This is a genomic window from Paraburkholderia sp. RCC_158 (assembly GCF_041355255.1).
GTDB lineage: Bacteria > Pseudomonadota > Gammaproteobacteria > Burkholderiales > Burkholderiaceae > Paraburkholderia > Paraburkholderia graminis.
Genome location: NZ_JBFUPM010000003.1, coordinates 22,093 through 42,854 on the forward strand (window position 1 = coordinate 22,093; position 20,762 = coordinate 42,854).

At 66.5% G+C, this 20,762-nt stretch carries 19 protein-coding genes; 15 read left to right on the forward strand and 4 right to left on the reverse strand.

All coding sequences use genetic code 11. The features are described 5' to 3' along the window. The first annotated feature begins 73 nt into the window (after nt 1-73). Entirely contained in the window at nt 74-1,171 is a 1,098-nt protein-coding gene (zapE, locus tag AB6809_RS07170; RefSeq protein WP_006053265.1) for a cell division protein ZapE, read from the forward strand. Nucleotides 1,172-1,347: 176 nt separating this feature from the next. Next, entirely contained in the window at nt 1,348-1,803 is a 456-nt protein-coding gene (locus AB6809_RS07175; RefSeq protein ID WP_006053264.1) for a transposase, read from the forward strand. 99 nt (nt 1,804-1,902) lie between these two features. Here the strand turns inward: AB6809_RS07175 and AB6809_RS07180 are convergent, their stop codons facing one another. The 3 genes from AB6809_RS07180 to AB6809_RS07190 all read right to left on the reverse strand — a co-directional run bounded on the left by AB6809_RS07180 (nt 1,903) and on the right by AB6809_RS07190 (nt 6,104). Continuing rightward, complete coding sequence (locus AB6809_RS07180; protein ID WP_029971605.1) at nt 1,903-2,388, reverse strand: DUF2147 domain-containing protein; 486 nt, start codon at nt 2,386-2,388, stop codon at nt 1,903-1,905. Between the two features lie 236 nt (nt 2,389-2,624). Further along, nucleotides 2,625-4,361, reverse strand: a complete 1,737-nt coding sequence (locus AB6809_RS07185) for a ShlB/FhaC/HecB family hemolysin secretion/activation protein (RefSeq protein WP_371026186.1) — start codon at nt 4,359-4,361, stop codon at nt 2,625-2,627. Between the two features lie 339 nt (nt 4,362-4,700). Continuing rightward, nucleotides 4,701-6,104: a collagen-like triple helix repeat-containing protein gene (locus AB6809_RS07190; protein WP_371026188.1), complete on the reverse strand. Its 1,404-nt coding sequence runs from the start codon at nt 6,102-6,104 to the stop codon at nt 4,701-4,703. A 12-nt stretch (nt 6,105-6,116) separates the two neighbouring features. Between AB6809_RS07190 and AB6809_RS07195 the strand changes: the two genes are divergently transcribed. Then, nucleotides 6,117-6,395 (forward strand): hypothetical protein, encoded by a 279-nt coding sequence (locus AB6809_RS07195; protein WP_307254010.1) that lies wholly within the window; start codon nt 6,117-6,119, stop codon nt 6,393-6,395. A 93-nt stretch (nt 6,396-6,488) separates the two neighbouring features. Here AB6809_RS07195 and AB6809_RS07200 read toward each other — a convergent pair whose 3' ends face one another. Further along, complete coding sequence (locus AB6809_RS07200) at nt 6,489-8,213, reverse strand: collagen-like triple helix repeat-containing protein (RefSeq protein ID WP_371026190.1); 1,725 nt, start codon at nt 8,211-8,213, stop codon at nt 6,489-6,491. Nucleotides 8,214-8,867: 654 nt separating this feature from the next. Here AB6809_RS07200 and AB6809_RS07205 point away from each other — a divergent pair. From AB6809_RS07205 to AB6809_RS07260, 12 genes are all read left to right on the forward strand, one after another. Next, complete coding sequence (locus AB6809_RS07205; RefSeq protein ID WP_006053275.1) at nt 8,868-9,035, forward strand: Flp family type IVb pilin; 168 nt, start codon at nt 8,868-8,870, stop codon at nt 9,033-9,035. A gap of 151 nt (nt 9,036-9,186) precedes the next feature. Next, nucleotides 9,187-9,687 (forward strand): prepilin peptidase, encoded by a 501-nt coding sequence (locus tag AB6809_RS07210; protein WP_371026191.1) that lies wholly within the window; start codon nt 9,187-9,189, stop codon nt 9,685-9,687. Next, nucleotides 9,684-10,244, forward strand: a complete 561-nt coding sequence (locus AB6809_RS07215; RefSeq protein ID WP_371026192.1) for a TadE/TadG family type IV pilus assembly protein — start codon at nt 9,684-9,686, stop codon at nt 10,242-10,244. Before AB6809_RS07210 ends, AB6809_RS07215 begins: the two co-directional genes overlap by 4 nt. A gap of 91 nt (nt 10,245-10,335) precedes the next feature. Further along, nucleotides 10,336-11,277 carry a Flp pilus assembly protein CpaB gene (gene cpaB / locus AB6809_RS07220; RefSeq protein ID WP_371026193.1) on the forward strand — a complete coding sequence of 314 codons (942 nt, stop codon included), beginning with the start codon at nt 10,336-10,338 and terminating at the stop codon, nt 11,275-11,277. A 41-nt stretch (nt 11,278-11,318) separates the two neighbouring features. After that, nucleotides 11,319-12,758 (forward strand): type II and III secretion system protein family protein, encoded by a 1,440-nt coding sequence (locus AB6809_RS07225; protein WP_371026195.1) that lies wholly within the window; start codon nt 11,319-11,321, stop codon nt 12,756-12,758. 144 nt (nt 12,759-12,902) lie between these two features. Next, on the forward strand, nt 12,903-14,144 hold the full coding sequence (locus tag AB6809_RS07230; protein WP_371026196.1) for a fimbrial protein: 1,242 nt from the start codon (nt 12,903-12,905) through the stop codon (nt 14,142-14,144). A 3-nt stretch (nt 14,145-14,147) separates the two neighbouring features. Further along, nucleotides 14,148-15,521 (forward strand): CpaF family protein, encoded by a 1,374-nt coding sequence (locus tag AB6809_RS07235; protein WP_371026197.1) that lies wholly within the window; start codon nt 14,148-14,150, stop codon nt 15,519-15,521. Further along, nucleotides 15,514-16,638, forward strand: a complete 1,125-nt coding sequence (locus AB6809_RS07240; RefSeq protein ID WP_371026199.1) for a type II secretion system F family protein — start codon at nt 15,514-15,516, stop codon at nt 16,636-16,638. Before AB6809_RS07235 ends, AB6809_RS07240 begins: the two co-directional genes overlap by 8 nt. A 2-nt stretch (nt 16,639-16,640) precedes the next feature. Next, nucleotides 16,641-17,678: a type II secretion system F family protein gene (locus AB6809_RS07245; protein ID WP_371026200.1), complete on the forward strand. Its 1,038-nt coding sequence runs from the start codon at nt 16,641-16,643 to the stop codon at nt 17,676-17,678. 10 nt (nt 17,679-17,688) lie between these two features. After that, nucleotides 17,689-18,555 carry a pilus assembly protein gene (locus AB6809_RS07250; protein WP_371026201.1) on the forward strand — a complete coding sequence of 289 codons (867 nt, stop codon included), beginning with the start codon at nt 17,689-17,691 and terminating at the stop codon, nt 18,553-18,555. A 26-nt stretch (nt 18,556-18,581) separates the two neighbouring features. Beyond that, on the forward strand, nt 18,582-18,953 hold the full coding sequence (locus tag AB6809_RS07255; protein ID WP_371026203.1) for a DUF3613 domain-containing protein: 372 nt from the start codon (nt 18,582-18,584) through the stop codon (nt 18,951-18,953). Between the two features lies 1 nt (nt 18,954). Further along, nucleotides 18,955-20,760 (forward strand): TadG family pilus assembly protein, encoded by a 1,806-nt coding sequence (locus AB6809_RS07260; protein WP_371026205.1) that lies wholly within the window; start codon nt 18,955-18,957, stop codon nt 20,758-20,760. The last annotated feature ends 2 nt before the right edge of the window (nt 20,761-20,762 follow it).

The following is a 20,762-nucleotide window of genomic DNA, read 5'->3' on the forward strand; positions in this document are numbered from 1 at the left end:
TCTGGCATCACAAGGCGGGCGGGTTCAATCCCTCCCGCCTTTCTTTTTGCAGCAACACTTTTGCAGCAACACAATGAACGTCACCGAATACTACGAGAAAGAACTGCAGACGCGGGGTTATCAATCCGATCCGGCGCAACGCGCGGCGGTGGACCGTCTGCAGCGGTGCTACGAAGAGTGGGTCGAGTACAAGTCGCGCCGCTCGAATGCGTTCAAGAAGCTGATCAATCATCCGGAGCAGCCGCGCGGCGTGTACATGTGGGGCGGCGTAGGGCGCGGCAAGAGCTTTCTGATGGACAGCTTCTACATGATCGTGCCGGTGCAGCGCAAAACGCGGCTGCATTTTCACGAGTTCATGCGCGAGGTGCATCGCGAGCTCGAAGAACTGAAAGGGCAGGCCGACCCGCTCGATGAACTCGCGCGGCGCGTCTCGAAGCGTTATCGGCTGATCTGTTTCGACGAGTTTCATGTGTCCGACATTGCCGACGCGATGATTCTTTATCGCCTGCTCGACAAGCTGTTCGAGAACGGCGTGCAGTTCGTGATGACGTCCAACTACGATCCCGACACGCTGTACCCGGACGGCCTGCATCGCGACCGCATGTTGCCGGCGATTGAGTTAATCAAGCAGAAGCTCGACGTGATCAACGTCGACGCGGGCATCGACTATCGGCAACGCACGCTGGCGCAGGTCGAGGTGTATCACACGCCGCTCGGCGCGGCCGCCGACAAGTCGCTGCGCGACGCGTTCGCGCGCCTCGCCGCGGTGCCCGACGAAAGCCCGATCCTGCACATCGAAAAGCGCGAGTTGAAGGCGCTGCGCAAGGCGGACGGCGTCGTCTGGTTCGACTTCGCGACGTTGTGCGGCGGTCCGCGCTCGCAGAACGACTACCTGGAACTGGCGAGCCGTTTTCACGCGGTGATTCTGTCCGCGGTCCCGCAGATGTCGGCGCGCATGGCGTCCGAAGCGCGCCGCTTTACGTGGCTCATCGACGTGTTCTACGACCACAAGGTGAAGCTGCTGATGTCGGCCGCGGTGCCGCCCGAGCAGCTTTACGTGGATGGCCCGATGGCCAACGAATTCACACGCACGGTGTCGCGCATCGTCGAGATGCAGAGCAAGGAGTATCTCGATGCGCCGCGGCGGATCGTCGATACGTCGCTGACTTGAAGCACCGCGCCGCGGCGAGCGCGTTCGCAAGCTGCCGGGTGTGCTTTTGCGATAGGTCACATCGCCTGCGCCTAGCGGCCTAGGCCTAACGGCGTATTTTCAAGATTCGGATTGCTCCGATGTTTTGCCTTCGGGTGACTGGCTATCTTTGTCGGGTATCTGACAAAGGAGAAACCATGAATCCCTATCGCGACATCAACGACGAAGAATGGCAGCGCATCGCGCCGTTGCTGCCCGAACTGCGTCCGCGCTCCGAATTGCGCGGCCGCCCGCTGGCCAACACCCGGTCGGTGCTCAACGGCGTGCTGTGGGTGATGTACAGCGGTGCTACCTGGTCGGCCATGCCGCGCAAGTACCCGTCGTATCAAACCTGTCATCGCCGCTTCAAGGCGTGGTATCAGTCTGGCGTGCTCAAGCGCGTCATGGAACAGTTGTTCGGCGCCGCCAGCGAAGAACTGTGCGCAATGATGGAAGCACGCATGCGCACGCATCTGAGCGCGGAAAAGAAAAACGTCGCTGCAGCGCAGAAAGCGCCGGCTCCGGTGGCCCCTGCGGTATATACCCCGCCGCCGGTCAATCCGTTGCCGTCGTCTCCATTTGCTTTCACGTCGCCCTTCAAACACGCTGCATGACGATTCAAATCACGCGACATCACGTAGAAAAAACGGCCGAACGATCATCTCGTCGGCCGTTTTCTTTTTTCGCTCGCGCGCCGGGTTAGCGCGTCTTCGCTACTGCTGACGAACCCACGTTTGCGAGCGCCCGAGCAGCGACACGCCGATATACCCGCGCACCACCAGCTTGTTCCCGCCGTCTTCCAGGTGCATCTTGCACTTGTAGAGCTTGCCGTTTTCCGGGTCGAGAATCTGCCCGTGATCCCAGGCATCGCCGTCTTTTTTCATGTCGTCGATGATCGTCATGCCGAGAATCGGCTGATCCTTGCGCGCATCGGTGCAGGCGGTACAACGGCGATCGGGTTGGTCGTTCGGACCGAGTCCTTTAATCACTTTGCCGCTCAGCGTGCCGTTGCCGCTGTCGACGATCTGCACGAGCGCCTTCGGTTGGCCGGTGTGATCGTCGATGGTCTGCCAGGTGCCCACAGGCGTGTCGGCTTGCGCCATCGCGGTGACGGCGCTCGCGAGCAGCACGCCGGCGAGCGCAGCCTGTTTCGCTGTACGAAGCGCGATCGCGCGGGCACGTTGAGTGAACTGCATCATTGTCTTCCTCCTTGATAAAAGACGGCGCGATCGTGGTCGCGCAGCGTTATTGGCATGGCGTGAGGCGCGAGCCGCGTGATGCCCTTCAGGTCTCCCGACGCGCGCCGCACACGGGGTTCGGCTGGCGGCTCTGGGGCGGCCGCTTGATGCGATCGATGCAGAATACGTGATGTGCGCGCGAAAGTGCGCGCACGGTTTGATAGTGGAACCTCTAATCGGAGCAGGGCACTCGCCGCTCAATTGAGCTGATACGAGAACGTCGCATTGATGCGCGGACTGCGCGACGCGCTTTCGACTGGAGCATCGCCGACCGCCTTCGCCACGGAAAGATCGAGGCTGTAATACTTCGCGTCGCTGATGCGAAAGCCGAACGCAATCGACGCAAGCCGCGACGGCGACGGCGTGCCCGCGTGCAGATAGACGCGCGCCATGTCGAACGAAACGTAGGGCGTGAACGTGCGCAGATAAGTGAAGCCCGGCGTGAACGCACGGTTGATCTCGAACATGGCGCCCCAACCCGAATCGCCCGACGCTTCGCCCGGCTGATAGCCCTGCGCAAAACGCTGCGCGCCGAAGGCGATCTGCTCGGACGTGGGCAGCGACACCGCACTGTACTGCCCCGTCAGCGAAATCGCCGTGCCGATCTTGAGCGGCCACTCGTTGGTTTGCGAAAAGCTCGCACCTGTGCGCACGAAATTGATCGAAGCCGGATTGTTGATGCTGGTGCCGGGCACGTTCGAATCGCCGGACTTAGACGCGCCGAGAATGTCGAACGCCTTCGCCACGTTGATGCTCGCGCGGCGCACCTGACCGGTTTCGACGCTCGCGTAATCGGCTTGCATCTGCATTACGCGCACTTGCGAGCGCAGGCCGATCTGCGCGCCGTTCACCTGATTGTGATAGCGGTCCTCGTTGCGCGACGCGTAGACGGAAGCCGTGCCGATCACGCTTTGCGTATTGCTCAGCAGAAGCGGATACGCGAGCGAGCCGCCGATCTTGTCGTTGATGACCGTGCGCTCCACATACGACGGCAAACCCGGATTGTTGACCGGATTGCCGCGATAGTGCGACGCGTCGAGCTTCGAAATAAGGCCGTTGCTGCCGATCGGCACGGTGGCATGCGCGGCCAGATAGGTGACGTTGTCGCGGCCTTTCGGCAGCAGCGCCGACACGCTCAGTTGCTCGCCGAGCGCGGTGAGACCATTCTCGGTCGCGGTCAGCAGACCTTGCACGCCGGGATGATTGAAGTCGATGCCCGTACTGACGTCGAAAGGCTTGCGCTCCACGTTGAGCTCGAGCGTGGTCGCGCCGTCGGTGTTTTGCGGCGGCGGCACGTTGGCGGCGACCTTCACGCCGGGCAACAGTCCGAGCACGTTGATGTAGCGCTCGAAGGTCGCGCGCCGCAGCGGCCGGTCGGCGGTGATGTGATCGGCGATCGCGCGAATCCGGTCTTCCACGGCGCCGGCCTTGCCGGTCACCTTGACCGCGGACACGTAGCCTTCCACGACGGTCACGCGCACGATGCCGTCGTCGAATGTCTGCGCGGGGATGAATGCGAACGAGAGCGCGAAGCCGCGGTCCTGGTAGAGCTTCGTCACGCCATTGGCCACCTGGATCAGATCGCCGATGGTCGTGTCCTTGCCGACGAGCGGCGTGAAGCGCAGCGCGACGTCGTCGAACGGAATGGACTTGACGCCTTCGACCTGCACGCGCGTCGGCGTGAGATGGCGCGCGAGCAGTTCCTGGAGTTGAGGCGCCTGGGGCGCGACCTGCACGGTCACGTTCGGGCCTTTGTCGGGCGCCTTGATCTGGGGTAGGGAGTCGAGCGGATTGCCGCCCAGCGTGCTACCGCCCAGCGTGCTACCGCCTGCCGCCGGTGCCGGGCGAGATTGCGCGTGCGCCGGTGCTTGCCATGCACTCGCGGCGAGCGCCGCGAGCACGAAGGTCCAGGTGCTGCCGTACCCGAGTTTCATCGGATTGTCCTCGTATGCCATCTTGTTTTACGGGCGCCTATCGATGCGCGGCATGGCCTTGCCGCCTGACGGCGCCCGCTTATGTATGGCCGGACGAACTTTGCCGTCCCACCACGTATTACGTCATGCAGTGCGCGAAGCTTGAATGCAGCGCCCGTCGCGCGGAGTGTCGCGGGCATCGACGGCGAGCCTCGCAGCCGTGAAATCGAAGCGTGTTCGTTCCAGCAGGTATCGCGCGATGAGTCTCACTGTCTTTGCGAGCGGCATCGACGGGGACCGTGAAGTGTCCCAGCCGATGCCACGCGCGCCGCATCCGCGCACCAGCACCGCTTATGCGGACTACTTACGATTAACCGGCAGGAGACCGCCGACCAGCGTCGTCAGCCCGCTCGCCGGATTGCCCGACGCGCCGGCGGAACCGCCGGAAGCCGTCGAGCCCGCCGCGCCGCTCAACGTGCCGGTCAGTTGCCCGGCGAGAGCCGTCACGGGCCCGAGCGCCTGAGCGCCGCCGCCGGAACCGCTTGCCGTACCGCCCGCAACGCCGGACAGCGCGCCGCCCAGCGACGACAGCGACGACAGCGAGGACAGCGAGGACAGCGGGCTCGCTGCGCTGCCCGTGCCGCCGAGCGTCGATGTCAGCGAGCCGAGCGGTGCGCCGCTTAGGCCGGAGCCGAGACCGGCGAGAGGCGTGCCGCCGAGCAGCGTTGACACGGAGCCTAGCGGATTGCCGCCCAGCCCGAGACTGGCCAGCACGTTTTGCAGCGGGCTCAACGGGCTGCTGTTCGACGGCGGTCCGTTGGCCACGCTCAGATTCGTGCTGCCGACGAGGCTCGTAATCAGGCCGGGAATCGGCAGTACGCCGTTCGGGCCGTTCGGATTGACGAGGCCGCCGGCGTTCGTCACCGTGTTGCCGAGCGAGGCGACCAGCGCGCCCGCATCCGCGCCGACCGGATTGCCGCTCGCCGCGCCGACCTGCGAGCCGGCGGAGCTGAGCGCGCCGCCCACCTGAGCCAGCAGACCGCCGACCGGCGCGCCCAGGCCCGTCTGCGTGCCGACCGCCTGGGTGACGAGACCCGCAGTCGTGACGATCGGCGTGATCGCGGTGCTGAGCGGCTGCGTGACCTGCTGGACGGGCACGGAGCCAAGCGTATTGCCGAGCGTCGCGCCGCCTGCGTTGAGCGCCGTTGCGGTGGTCGAGAGCGCGCCGGCCAGCGGCGTCGTCACCGGCGACAGCGGCGCGAGATTACCGCTGCCGAGGCCGTCGACGGCGGTGCTCAGTCCTTGCACGACACCGCTCGTCGAGCTCACCACGGAGCCGAGGCCCGCGACGGTCGTGCCGACCGGGTTCGGCGTCGCGCCGATCTGGCCGACGCCGCTCGTCACCGCATTGGCAAGCGAGTTCAGCGTGGTGCTGGTGCCCGAGACGGCGTTGCCGAGGCCTTGCGTGACTTGCGGGCTGAGGCCGGGAATCGTCTGCGCCGCGATCAACGCGCCCAGGTCGTTGGTCGTCTTGGCCGCGCCGGTAACGGCGCCGGAAGTCCCGGTCGTGGTCGTCGTGGTGCCTCCGCCGCCCGTCGATCCGGAGCCGCCGCCGGTGCCGGTGCTCGCTGTCGGCGGCGAGTTGACGGTGCTGCCGCCGCACGCGGCGAGCAGGCCGGCGACGGCCACCGCGATCAACGGAGTGCGCAGCGACAGAAAGGCGCTCGCGGCGGGGCGGCGGTTAAACAGGCGGTGCGTGGACATGTGTGCTCCTCAATGCCTTTTCTGGCGATCGTGTTTGCTGCTGGAACGTGCCGTTTGTGTGGTGGGTGGCGGCGCGTGGTGTTTAATGCCGGGTTCGAAGCCGGGTTGGAAGCCGGGTTGGAAGCTGCATTCGAAGCCGTGTGTCGAGCCCCGTTGGAAGCCGTGCTCAAAGCCATATCTGAAGCCGTGTTCGACGCTGTGCCCAAATCCGTGGAACTGCATTCAAAGCAGGCGCGAAGGCTGCCGTTGAACGGCGCTGTCCGTGCCGCAGGCGAGCTTGTGCGGATGTGAGTCGATTGCAGGTTCATCTCGTGCGTGTCGCCGCCCGGCGCGTGCCGCGCCAGCCGCACTGAGCGCGCGGCGACGCGCGAGCGGTTGCGCTTCTTACTTCTTCGACAATCCGCCGAGCAGACCGCCCACCAGCGACGTCACGGGCGCGAGCGGATTGTTCGTGGCCGCATTACCCGAGGTCGCCGTGAGCGACACGCTCGCGGGCGCGGCGCCCGGCGCGCTCGACGTTGCCGCTGCAGGCGCAGTGGCGCTGCCGATGGCGCCGGTCACGGTCGACAGCAAGCCGGTGACGGGTGCAAGCGGGCTGCTGGTGGCGCCGCCGCCGGCAGCGCCGCTGAGTCCGCCCGTCACACTGGAGAGAATGCCGGTCACGGGCGCAAGCGCGTTGGTGCCGCCCGATGCGCCGCCGACCGCGCCCGTCAGGCCGCCGACCAGGCCGGCAACAGGAGCGAGCGGCCCGCTGCCAGTGCCGCCCGTCAGGCCGCCGAGCACACCGGTAACTGGCGCAAGCGGCCCGCTACCCGTTCCGCCCGTCAGGCCGCCGAGTACGCCGGCAACTGGCGCAAGCGGCCCGCTGCCAGCGCCGCCCGTCAAGCCGCCGAGAACACCGGTAACCGGAGCCAGCGGCCCACTAGCCGTTCCGCCAGTAAGTCCACCAAGTGCACTCGTCAGCGGCGCAAGCGGCCCGCTACCCGTTCCCCCCGTCAAGCCACCCAGCCCACCCAGCGCCCCCGTCAGCGGCGCGAGCGGGTTGCCGCCCGTTCCGCCCGTCAGGAGACCGCCAACCGACGCGACCGTCGCGCCCGTATCCGTCACCGTGCGTCCGAGCGCGGTCGTCACGGGATTGCCGCCGCTCGCGCCGAGCAATACGCCGGCGTGTCCGAGCCCGCCGCCCAGCGTCGACAGCAGTGTGTTGACGGGCGCGCCGAGACAGGTCGTGTTGCCGACGGTCTGTGTCGTCGATGCCACCATCGACGTGATCGGCGTAATCGCCGTGCTCAGCGTCTGCGTGACCTGCTGCACCGGACCGGTCGACAGCGCGGTGCCGAGCACGCTGCCGCCGTTCGTGACCGCGCCGCCCAGCGTGCCGACCGCGCCGCCCAGCGGCGTCGTGAGTGCCGACAACGGAGCGAGCGGGCCGCTGCCGAGGCTCGTCACGAGCTTGCCGGTTTCCGTCACCGCGCCGCCGGCATGTCCGACGACGCCGCCAAGGCTCGACACCGTGGTCCCGACCGCGTTGCCGCCTGTGCCGAGCTGGCCGAGCCCCTGCGTGACGCCGCCGCCGAGCGTGGAGACGGCAGCGCCGACTTCGTTGACGATGCCGCCTGCGGCCTGGGTGGTCTGCGGGCTCACGCCCGGCAGCGTCTGTGAGCCGATTACCGTGCCGACGCCCGAGACCGTCGAGCCGACGTCGCCGATCACGCCGCCCGAGTTGCCGACCACGGTGCCGATCGCATTCGCGACCGGCGTCGTGCTCGGGTCGGTGCCGGGATCGGTGTGCGTGTTCGGATCGGTATTCGTATTCGTGCTGGTGTTCGTATTGGATTGGCCGCCCGAACCGCCGCTACCCGAACCGGCCGAGCCCATCGAGCCGCTGCCGCTCCCGGTCGACAGCGTGCCGCCTGCCGAACCGCTGCCGTTGCTGCCGGTGCCCGAGCTGAGGCTTCCCGAGCCTCCGCACGCGCCGAGCGAAAGCAGCGCCGCCACGCCGGCCGCGATCAGCGTGGTGCGCAACGTGACGACGTTCGCCGCCTTCGTGATCCGGATTGTTCCGTTGAGGTTGGTCGTGTGGTTCGTGCCGATTGTTTGAATGTTCATGTCGCCCTCGCATCGCATGTGTTGTGTGTGGTCCTGCTGCGGGCTCTCTCTGCACGACCCATGCCATTTCGACTGACCAATAGCGAAGATTTTCGAATGGGCGTCGCAATGCCTTATCGAATAAGGCGTTGCCGAATTCGATGGAGCAAGCGCTAAATCAGAAAATGCATGGGAAAAAGGCGCCGCGGCGCATTGGCGATAGCGACGTAACGTAACGGGCCGGGGACGCCGTTACGGAATTCGCCGTAACGCGAGCGCATATCGCGGCGTGTGCCGCTTGAAACATCCTTTCAAATAGTTAATTAGTGCACCGATTCAAAATTATGGTTAATACTATGTGCTGCAACGCACGAACAGCCGTTAACCTATGTGTACGGGAAGAACCAACGGGCAATCATCCGTGCGGGCACACGAGAATTGCTTAAAAAAGATTGTTCAGCTATAAAGCCCAAAAGCCGGACGGATTCACGAGGGAGGTGGGTTATCGAACGGACAGCTCATGCACATCCGTTTTATTGGGGGCGGCCGCAACGCTCAGATGCTGCACGGTAACAACGCGCACCGGAACGAGAGACCAACGGTGCAGTGCGTGCAGGAACTGACTGCAACACGCGGCACACAGAATGACGAATAAATCGAAAATCGAGGGTAACAATGAAAAAGTTCACCGCAAGCTTCCTGAGAGATAACCGGGGCGTAACAGCGCTGGAATATGGCCTGATCGCAGGTCTGATCGTCGTCGTTATCGGTTCGACAGTGCAGGGTCTGGGCACGCAGCTCAATACGGCATTCCAGACGATCGCCGGGCTTTTGCCTCATTAGCAAATAAAGCAATGGGGTCTCGGCAAGCACGGCGTAAGGCATTATTAATTTAACGTTTTACGCTCTTATTTCCTGCCGGGATCTTGCCTGATAGGCGCACCCGGATTGCGATTGCAATCCGGGTGAATTGATGCGTCTGTCGAGTTCTAATATGCAAGTATCCTTCGCGCTTCTCGTATTCATGCTCTGGTGTGCGTGCGTCGCCATTTGCGATTACCGCAGCCGGCATATTTCCAATGTGCTTGTCGTTGTCGGTTTAATAACGGCGGTTTTGTGCGCTCTGTTTAACATTTCTCCGTTCGGTATTTCCGCCGCTCAGGCCGCGGCCGGCGCCGCCGTCGGCCTCATCGCCCTGTTGCCGTTTTTCGCGCTCGGCGTGATGGGCGCCGCGGACGTCAAGGTGTTCGCGGTGCTTGGCGCGTGGTGCGGCGTTCATGCGCTGCTCGGGCTGTGGGCGGTGGCGAGCGTCGCCGCCGGGCTGCATGCGCTGTGGGTGCTCGTCGCGACGCGCACGCGCGTGGCCGCGCTGCTGCAACGCCGGGCGCCTACCTTCGAGCTGGCCGGTCGCCGCTCGACGCCATTTGCCACATGCCTCACCGTGCCGTTGATGGTATGGCTCGCCGCGCAACTCGTTGTAGGAGGCGCCCGATGATCGCCCGCCCGCAACGCGGCAGGCAGGCCGATTCGAGACCCGCCTCGAGACCCGTCAACGGTATCGACGCCGCGCCGCGCGTCCCCGCACGCAACGCACACGCACGCAACACACACCCCCGCCGTTCCCAGCGCGGCGCCACCGCGATCGAATTCGCGCTCGTGTTCCCGCTCTTCTTCTGCGTGTTCTATGCGATCGTGACCTTCAGTCTGATCTTCGTCGCGCAGCAGAGTCTCACGCTGGCAAGCGAGGAGGGCGCGCGCGCCGCGCTGAACTATCAGAAAGCGAACGACGTCCCCGCCGCCATCAACCTGCGCGCCGCGGCCGCGTGCGCGACCGCCACAAACATGGTCGCGCAGATGATCAGCACCGCCGCATGCCAGACCGTGCCCGCCGCATGCAGCTACCAGCCGGCCATGACCTGCATTGCCGTGACCCTGACCTACAACTACGCGGCGCATCCGCTCGTGCCGAACCTGCCTCTGCTCGGGCTCATGCTGCCCGACAACCTGACCAGTACCGCCACGGTGCAACTCAATCCGGTGAACATACTTTGACTGACGCACACGCTCCGATTCCGTCGACTCCGGCTCGCTCGTCCGCGCATGACGGCCACACAGCCTCGCGCGATTCATGGCGCACCCAGCCATGCTGAAGCTGACCCGCATCGTTGCCGGCGCGCTGATTGCCGTCGCGCTGTTGCTCGGCGTATTCGCCGTGATGTTGCTGCGCCGGCCCGCGCCGGCGCCGGTCGCGTCCGTCAAGCAAACGGTGTTTCCGGTGGTGGTGGCGACGCGCGTGCTGCCCGCGGGCAAGCCGATCGGCGCCGATGCGCTGCGTGTTCAGCCGTTGCCGATTAACCCCAACGGCGCGTTCGCCGATCCTTCGCTGGTCGCGGGGCGCGTGCCCGCCGCCGACATCGGCGCGGACTCGCCGGTGCTCGAGGAGCAACTGTCGTCCGGTCTCGCCGAGCGGATCGAGCCGGGCGAGCGCGCGGTCGCGGTGCGCGTCGAGGAATCGAATGCGGTCGGCAACCGCTTGCGGCCCGGCAATTTCGTCGACGTGTTCTTCACGCTCAAGCGCGACGGCAATATGGGGAGCGGCGGCGAAATCGAGCGTACCCAGGCGCGTCTGTTGATGTCGAAGGTGCGCGTGCTCGCGTTCGGCAACGCGACGGCGGCGGGCGACACGTCCGGCGATCCGAACGGCATGGTTAGGACAGCCGTGCTCGCGGTGCCGGTAGCCGACGTGGACCGTCTGACGCTCGCCGAAAGTTCGGGGCGGCTCGTGTTCGCGCTGCGCAATCCGAAGGATGCCGAAGTAATCGACGCCGCCGCCTTCGCGCCGCTGCCCGCGGTGCTGAAGACATCGACGCGAGCGGGCGACGCCGCGCCGTCCGGCGATTCGACGCGCGCGGCCGCCGGCGTCTCGCTCGACGCGCTGTCGGGCGGCGCGGGCAATGCCGCGCCACGCACGCCCGCCGCGCCGCATGCTGCGCCGCCCGTCACGCGCGTCGTGAATCATGCGGGAAGCGCGGGCGGCGTCATCGAAGTGATACGGGGTGGGCGCGCCGAAACGGTCGCCCGATAGCGGTTTCAGGGAGCCGCGCGGCCACGCGCGTCCATAAAAAAATGAACAAACGCATTTTCGGGTACGGATTAACGGCGCTGCTGTGCGGCTCGTCGATGGCGATGTCGTCCGCGAGTTTTGCGGCGGGCGGCGCGGAGCAGCTCGACATCGCCGTCGGCTCGCAGCAGTCGCTTGCGGGCGGCCATACGCTGCGGCGCGTCGCCATCGGCGATCCGAGCGTCGCGGACGTGCTCATCATCAAGGGCGACAAAACGGGCGGCGTGCTGCTGATCGGCAAATCGCCGGGCACGACGAACGTCATGTTGTGGGAGCAGGGCAAGGACGCGCCGTTGTCGTATGTCGTGAACGTGAGCTCGCCGGCCGCGAAAAGCTTGCTCGGGCCCGGCACGCCGTCCGTGAAGGTGCTCGGCGACACCGCGCTGATCACGGGCGCCGCGCCGACGATGGAAGCGCATCACCGCGCCGCCGCCGCCGCCGAGATCGAGGCACATCAGCGCGCGGCGCTGGGCGGCGCGGGCGGCATCGGCACTGCCAATGGAGCAAAAAGCGGTGCAAACGGCGGACCAAACGGCAGCGCAAACAGCGCCGCAAACAGCGCACAAATCTACGACACCTCGACAATCGCGACCCGCTCGGTCGTCCAGGTCGACGTGCGCGTGGTGGAGTTCAGCCGCACGGTCCTCAAGCAGGTCGGCCTGAACATTCTCAAGCAGAACAACGGCTTCACGTTCGGCTCCTTCGCGCCGTCGGCGCTGACCTCGGCGACCTACGGCTCCACGCCGTCGTTCAGTTCGGTCGCGCCGATTTCGTCGGCGTTCAATCTCGTGTTCAACTCGGCCACGCACGGCCTGTTCGCCGACCTGAGCCTGATGGAAAGCAACAACCTCGCGCGGATTCTGGCCGAGCCGACGCTCGTCGCGCTGTCCGGTCAGAGCGCGAGCTTTCTTGCCGGCGGCGAAATTCCGGTGCCGATTCCGCAAGGTCTCGGCACGACGTCGATCGAATATAAGCCGTACGGCGTCGGTCTCACCCTCACGCCGACCGTGTTGAGCCCGCAGCGCATCGCGCTCAAGGTCGCGCCAGAAGCGAGCCAGCTCGACTTCGCGAACGCGGTCACGATCAGCGGCGTATCGGTGCCCGCGATCACCACGCGCCGCACCGACACCACGGTCGAACTCGGCGACGGCGAGAGCTTCGTGATCGGCGGGCTGATCGATCGCGAAACGATTTCGAACGTGGCCAAGGTGCCGCTGCTTGGCGACCTGCCCGTGATCGGCGCGTTCTTCAAGCAGCTCAACTATCAGCAGAACGACAAGGAACTGGTGATCATCGTCACGCCGCATCTGGTGTCGCCGCTCGCGAAAGGCGCGACCTTGCCGGCCACGCCGGGCGAGCAGTCGGAGCAGCGCAACGCGCCGGTGTGGCGCTCGCTGATCGGCGGCGTGGCGGCGCGCGACGCGGCGCCGGGATTTTCGAAATGAACGCGCGCGGCCAGGCGGCAGTTCGCGGCGCGCGCACGGCTTGCCGCTGCAAGATCGGCGCGCGTCTGCCGCAGTTAGGCTGCGGCGGGCAACGAAAGGCAAAGGCACGCGTCGTTGCGCCGATGCCGCAAGAGGATGGGCACGATGAACGCAAGAACGCACTCGTTGACTGACCGGGCCGTCACCGACTATTTCATGTTTGCGTCGCTCGCCGACGAACATGTGCACTGGCTCTCGGAGACCTTGCTTGCCGCGGGCGCGGTCGAGGCGGTCACGCTCGATCCGTCGATCCTCACGCAGCGCATCGCGACGCTCAACCCGTCGCTCATATTCGTCGACTTTTCGGGCGGACGCGGCGCGGCGGCGAGCGCGGCGACGAGCGCGGTGCGCGCGCAGTATCCGGGGCTGCAGATCGTCGCGATCGGTTCGCTCGCGGAACCGGAAAGCGCGCTCGCTGCGTTGCGCGCGGGCGTGCGCGACTTCATCGATCTGACGGCGCCCGCCGCCGACGCGCTGCGCATCACGCAGCAGGTGCTCGACAACCTGGTCGAACCGGTGAGCCGGCATGGCCGCGTGACCGCGCTGCTGGGCGCGCGCGTCGGCATGGGCGTGAGCACGCTCGCGACCAATCTCGCGGTCATGCTGCAACGGCGCGACGCGCAGCAGGGCAGGCAGGCGGCGTTGCTCGATCTCGGCTTGCCCGCCGGCGACGGCCTGCTGATGCTCAACACCCGCAGCGACTTTCATTTCGTCGAAGCCGTGCGCAATCTGCGGCGCTTCGATCAGACCTTCGTGCACACGGCGCTCTCGCATCACACGAGCGGCCTCGCGTTCACCACGCTGCCGCCGAATCTCGCCGACATGCGCGAGATTTCCTATTCGTCGTCGATCAGTCTCCTGAACCGGCTGCGCGCGTTTTTCGACCAGCAGATCATCGACCTCGGCGGCTTCTCGAACATCGAATTCATCGCGCACGTGGTGCGTGCTTCCGACGAAGCGTGGCTCGTCTGCGATCAGGGCGTGGCGTCGATTGTGTCGGCGGTCGGCGTGCTGGAGGCATTGCGCGATGCGGGCACGGACACGACCAACGTCAGGCTGATCGTGAACAAGTTCGACCCGGATCTCGGGCTCGCCGCCGCGCAGATCGCGGAGCGTCTCGAGATTCCGCTCGTCGCGAGCTTGCCCGATCGCCGCGTGGCGCTCGGGCAGACGGCGAACCAGGGCTTGCTGCTCGCCGATGCCGCCGCGCGCGACCCGTACGTGCGCGCGCTCGAACCGCTGATCGAGCGGCTCGCGGGCCCGGCACACACGAGCGCGCCGGCGCGCGGCAAGTCCGCGTTGGGCGCGCTCAAACGCTTCATCCCAACTTCTTCCAGACGGTCATAGACGATGGCAAAAGAAATCGAATTCGCCGACAACGCGCCGTCGTTTGCGCAAAGCCAGCAGTTCCAGGACATCAAGAACGCCGCGCACGAACATCTGCTCACGCGTATCGAGGAACTCGGCTCGGAGTTCGGCCGCTGGTCGCGCAACGCGATCAATCAGTTCGTCGATCTGGAAATGGACAGCTTCGTGCGGCTGCGGCGCGTGCCGATCAACGAGGCCGAGGTGCGCGCGATTGCCGACGCGCTGACCAAGGAGCTCGCGGGTTTCGGACCGATCGAGGATCTGCTCAACGATCCGGCCGTCGAAGACATTCTGATCAACGGTTATAACGACGTGTACGTGTCGCGTCACGGCATCCTCACGAAGATACCGGTGCGCTTCGCCGACAACGCGCATTTGCTGCGCATCGTGCGGCGCATTCTCGCGCCGATCGGCCGGCGTCTGGACGAATCGAATCCGATGGTCGATGCGCGCCTGCCGAACGGCGGACGCGTCAACGTGGTGATCGAGCCGCTGTCGATCGACGGGCCGATCGTGTCGATCCGCAAATTCCGCAAGGACCCGCTGCGTCCCGACGATCTGCTCGGCAACGGCACCTATAGCCCCGAAATCGGCGCGCTGCTCGAAGCCGCGGTCATGGCGCGCTGCAATGTGCTGGTGTCGGGCGGAACGAGTTCGGGCAAGACGTCGCTGCTCAACGCGCTGGCCTTTCACATCCCCGAGCCGGAGCGTGTCGTGACGATCGAGGACACGGCCGAGCTGTCGCTGAACCATCCACATGTGGTGCGGCTCGAAAGCCGTCCGGGCGGCTTCGACGGCGCGGGCGTCGTGACGATCCGCGACCTGCTGCGCAATACGCTGCGCATGCGCCCGGACCGCATCATCGTCGGCGAAGTGCGGGGCGGCGAAGTGCTCGAAATGCTCCAGGCGATGAACACGGGCCACGACGGCTCGATGGGCACCGTTCACGCAAGCTCGCCGCGCGAGTGTCTGTACCGGCTCGAAATGCTGGCGGGCTTCGCGGGCTTCCAGGGCACCGAGTCGAGCCTGCGCCGTCAGATCGCCAACGCGATCGACTTCATCGTGCAGATCGGGCGGCTTTCGAACGGCCGCCGCCGCATTCTGTCGATCACCGAAGTCACGGGCCTGTCGGACAACATCATCGCGACGCAGGAGTTGTACCGCTACGAGCCGGTGCTGTCCGCGGACGGCGAAGAGCTCGATCAATGGGTGTCGCTCGGCATTCATCCGCATTCGCCGAAGCTCGCGCGCTTCCGTCAGCCGCTGGGGGGTGTGGGCTTCGACGGTAGCGGTAGCGGCGGCGGTGGTTTTGGTGGCGGCGGTGGTGGCGGTTTCGGCGGCGGCTTCAATGTCTAGCGCCGCATTGATCTTTGCCGCGCTCGCGCTGCTGTGCGCGGCGCTTGCGCTGCTCGTCCTGCAGCGCGGCGCGCAACGCAAGGAGCAGGCGAGCGCGGAGCGCTTTATCGACAGCCGGATGAGCGTCGCGTCGACTGCCGCGATAAGCGGCGCGGCGATGGCATCGGGCGCAGCGGGTGCAAGCGGTGCTGCAAGCGCGCCGCGTGGCGCATCGTCTTCGGGCGGCGCTTCGTCTTCGTCTTCGTCTTCGTCTTCGGGCGCGGCCGCGGGATCGGCGTCCGCTTCCGCACGCCGCGCCGCGCCCGGCGTCGCGTTCGCGCCGCAAGCGCCGGCCGCCGACGCGGGCTGGGACGCGCATCTGCGTTATCTGGGCGCACGCATGCGCTATGCAATCGGCGCGAGGCTCAACCGCGCCGGACTGCGCAACGCGCGCGCGTCGCTCGCCGCGGTTGCAGCCGTCATCGTGACCTTGTGTCTCGTGGCCGGCAGCCAGGGCGGCCCGCTCGCCGCCGGCGTCACGCTGCTGGGCTGCGCGGTGTTCTTCTACTTCGTGATGTCGATGCGCGCAAGCCGGCGCCGTCAGGCGATCGTGCGGCAACTGCCGTCGTTTCTCGACGGCATCGTGCGTCTGATCACGCTCGGCAACAGCGTGCCCGCCGCGTTCCAGGCCTCGCTACAAACCACCGAGGCGCCGCTGCGCGAATGCCTCGACCATGTTTCGCGGATGCTCAGATCCGGCGTCGAGATCGACCGCGCGCTGTCTCACGTCGCGGTCCTGTACGGCGCGCGCGAACTCGAACTGGTGGGCGCGGTGCTGCGGCTCTCCGTTAAATACGGCGGCCGCGCCGACGTGATGCTCGACCGCATGTCGTCGTTCATGCGCGATCTCGAGCAGGCCGAACGCGAACTCGTCGCGATGTCGTCGGAAACGCGGCTGTCGTCGTGGGTGCTCGGCATGTTGCCCGTCGGCATCGGCGGCTTTCTGATTCTGACGAACCCGCGCTATTTCGGCTCGATGTGGTTCGATCCGGGCGGCCGCCAGATTCTCTATCTCGCGTTCGCGCTGCAATTGACGGGCGCGTATCTGCTGTACCGGCTCGCCCGATTGAGGGCCTGACGATGCAGCCGAACGAACTCTTCGCTCTCGCGCTTGCGTTCGCCGCCGCGGGCTTGCTGCTGCTTGCCGGCTTGCTGGTCGCGCGTCTTGCCGCGGCACGCCGCAGTGCTCGCACGCTCGCGCACGCACTCGACGGACGCGCGCTGCAAAGCGCGGCGGCCGCGGGCGCTCGTGGCGCGCAGGCGGGCAATGCGGCGAATGCCGCGCACGCGCTGAATACATCGTCCTCGCGCGGCACTTCGGCCAACGTCAAGCGCGCACGCGGCATGAAAGGCCTGCTCGAACGATGCGCCGACGCCGGCACGCGCTGGCTCGACACATCGGTTGGCCGGCAGGTCGTCGCGCAGGAGGACCGGCGGCTTCTCGAACAGTGCGGTTTCGTCGATGCCCGCGCGCGCGGACTGTTCCTGATGGCGCGGATCGCGGGCGCGATTGTGCTGCCGCTCGTCGCCGGCCCGATCGCGCACGCGCATGTCGACGGTCCGCGTTATGTGCTCGTCGTGATCGTCGCGTTCATGTGCGGCGTGATGGCGCCGAAGCTGGTGTTGCGCCGGCGCGCGGCGGCGCGTCGCGGCGCGGTCGTCGACGAATTGCCGATGCTCGTCGATCTCTTGCGGCTCTTGCAGGGCGTCGGCCTCTCGCTCGATCAAAGCCTTCAGGTGATGGTCAACGATTTTCGCGGCGTCTTGCCCGTGCTCGCGAGCGAACTCGAAATCGCGCAAGGTCAGTTCGCCGCGGGCCGCACGCGCGAGCAGTCGCTGTCGCGACTTGCGTCCAGCTTCGACAACGAAGACCTGCGCGCCGTGGTGCGCCTGCTGATTCAGGTGGACCGCCACGGCGGCGCAGTGCAGGAACCGCTCAAGCAGTTCGGCGACCGCCTGCGCGAAACGCGCCGCGCGATGCTGCGCGAACGGATCGGCCGAATGGCGGTGAAGATGACCGGCGTGATGATCCTGACACTGCTTCCCGCGCTGATGATCGTCACCGCGGGGCCGGGTGTGATGTCCGTGTCCCATTCGCTGAAGTCGATGCATCGGTAAGGAAACAGCAATGCAATTGATCAAGATACCGAACTATTCCGCGCGTGCGATGCGCTGCGCTTGCAGTGCGTTGGCGCTCGCGTTGCTCGGCGCGTGCGCGTCGCAGCAGTCCGGCTACGGCATCGGTCCGCAGGCCGAGCGGCAGGCCATGCTGCAGCGGACCAATCGCGATCCGGCGCCGGACACGCCGGGCATGTACCTGGGTCTGATCGACCGGATGCAGTCGCAAGGGCTTTACTTCGCGTCGCTCGCGCATATCGACGCGTTCGAGAAGCAGTACGGCGTCACGCCGGATTCGATCCTGTTGCGCGCGGACGCATTGCGCATGACCGATCAGCCCGAGGCGAGCGCGGCCGCTTATGGGCAGTTGCTACAGACGCCGCTGGCGGCGCGCGGGCATCGCGGGCTCGGTTTGATCGCGGGCGGACAGGGCGACTTCGGCCGCGCGGCGAGCGAGTTGCAACAGGCGGCGCAGCTCGCGCCGACCGATGCGACGGTGCTGTCCGACCTCGGTTATGCGCGCCTGCGTGCGGGCGACGTCGCTGGCGCGCGCGTGCCGTTGATGAAGGCGGCGGAACTCGATTCGACGAACCCGAAGGTCGTCAGCAATATCGCGCTTTTTCTGCTGGCGAACGGGCAGGCGGCCTCCGCGCAGGCGCTGATGAACCAGCAGAAGCTCGGGCTCGACGTGCGCGCGGCGATCCGCAGCGACGCGGCGAAAGTCGCCGCCGCGAGCCGCGACGGTGCGCATGCGGGCGCTGCCGCCGCCGGCTTGGCGGTTGCGTCGAGTGCGCGAAACGCGCCGGCGGGCACGGTCGCGAGCATGCAGAACACGATGGAACCGGCGCCGCGTCTCTTGCAACGGTTCGCACAATAACAGGCGGCGCGGCCGCGGAGGGTAGCGTGAAAAATAACGAAAGAAACCGGATGCGGTGGCGCGCGTGGCGCTGGTGGTGCGTTACAGTGCGCGCGTCGGTGTTCGTGCTGGCGGCCGGCGCAGCCGTGCACGCGAGCGCTCAGTCGGCGGCAGCGGGTGAGCCCGCCGTCGTAAGCAGCGAAGTCGGGCATTCGACTTCAGCATGGCTCGAGCTTCAGCGCAGCAACGCGCAAGCCGCAGCCCCTCAGCCGATGCTCGGCGAAGAGGCGGGGCTCGCGTACCGGCGCTACATGCAGTCGTTCAAATCTCGCATTCCCGATCTGTACGGTTCGGCGCTCAACCAGGGCAGCGGCGGCGGGCAGGGCGGCGGGCTCACGGGCCAGTTGCCGCAGAACTGATATGCGATCAGCCGATTCCGTCCACCGCCGTTTGCGATCGCTGCGCACGCATCGTCGCGCAGGCGCTGCCCTTGCGCTCACCCCGCGTCGGCAGCGCGGCGCGATTGCGCTGCTGGCGGCGGTGTTCGTGAGCGTCGCGGTGATCGCGCTCGGCGCCGTGGACATCGGCCACTTCTATTACGCGCGCCGCGATTTGCAGCGAACCGCCGATCTCGCCGCGGCGGCCGGCGCTCAGGTGATCGGCAGCGCGGGCGGCTGCGCCGCGGCCGCCAGCATGGCGCGGCTGAACGCAACCGCAAACGGTCTGCCGGCCGACGGCACGGTCCAGGTCACTTGCGGACGATGGGACCCGTCGGCCAATGCGGGCCAGTCGTACTTCGTTGCGTCGGGCACGCCGCTCAATGCGGTGCAAGTGGTGGCGAGCCGGCCCGTGCCGTTTCTGTTTCTGATCGGCCAGGCGCGCGACCTGAGCGCGAGCGCCGTCGCGCAGGCGACCAACATCAGCTCGTTCTCGCTGAGCACGTCGGTGGCGAGCCTTTCCGGCGGTCTGCTCAACGGATTGCTGAACGGCTTGCTCGGCACCAGCCTGAATCTCGACGTCGGCTCTTATCAGGGGCTCGCCACCGCGCAGGTGAAGCTGGCGGATCTGGCGGCCGCGTTGGGCGTCGCGTCGATGTCGCAGTTGCTGCAAACGCAGGTGACGGTGAGCCAGCTCGCCACCGCGATGGCGACCGTGCTCGGTCAGAGCAACGTGGCGAGCGCGAGCGCGACCAGCGCGCTAGGCGCGATTGCGAGCGCATCGACGGGATCGACGGCGATCCGGCTCGGCGACACGACGAGCGCAAACGGCTTGCTCGCGATCGGTCTGGCGAACCCGGAGGCGGCCGCGTCCGCCACCATCAACGCGCTCGACGCGCTGATGATCGCCGCCGAGATCGCGCACGGCAGCTCGGCGGTGAGCCTGGGCACCGCGCTCAATCTGAGCCCGGTCGCGAACGTCACGGCGCAAGCGCGGGTTCTGAAGCCGCCCGTGATCGCGGTGGGCGAGGCCGGCACCTATCCGGACGGCCGCTATCGGACGAGCGCGCATTCGGCGTCGGTGCAGCTTTATCTGAACGTGCAACTGGTCAACGCCAACCTCGGGCTGGGGGCGGGATTTCCTTCGCTTGTCAACGTGAGCCTTCTCAATCTGCCGATTTACCTCGAAGTCGCGCCCGGCACCGCCGGCTTGCAAAGCACGCAGTGTTCGACGCAGAAGTCGACGAGCTATAGCGGGATCGACGTCAGGCCAGGCGTGCTGTCGATGTGCGTGGGCGGCGACGCGTCCAGCAACCTGACCAATAGCAGCGTGCCGACCACGTGCTCGACGCCCGCGTCGTTGACTTCGGTGAGCGTGCCGCTGCTGAGCCTCGGCGTGATCGACGTGACGGTCGGCACCAGTTCGCCGGCGAACGGCTTCAACCTCCATATACAGCCGCAGTCGAGCGTGCTGCGCTTTAACAACGTGGCCGGCGATGCCGACGACTTTCAGCGCACCAACACCAACGCGCTCGGCTCGGCCACGAGCGGTCTCGTGGGCCAGCTCGCGTCCGGCCTCGCGGGCTCGATGCACGCGAGCGCGCTCGGCCTCGACATCACCGTTCTTGCCGCGCCGCTCGTTGGCGCGCTCGCCGGGCTGCTCACGCCCGTACTGAATTCGCTCGACCTGCTGCTCGTTCCGCTTCTGCAACTCCTCGGCGTGCAGGTCGGCGTCAGCACGGTTCACAGCCTCGGACTTGCCTGCGGTCAGGCACAACTGGTTTATTGATT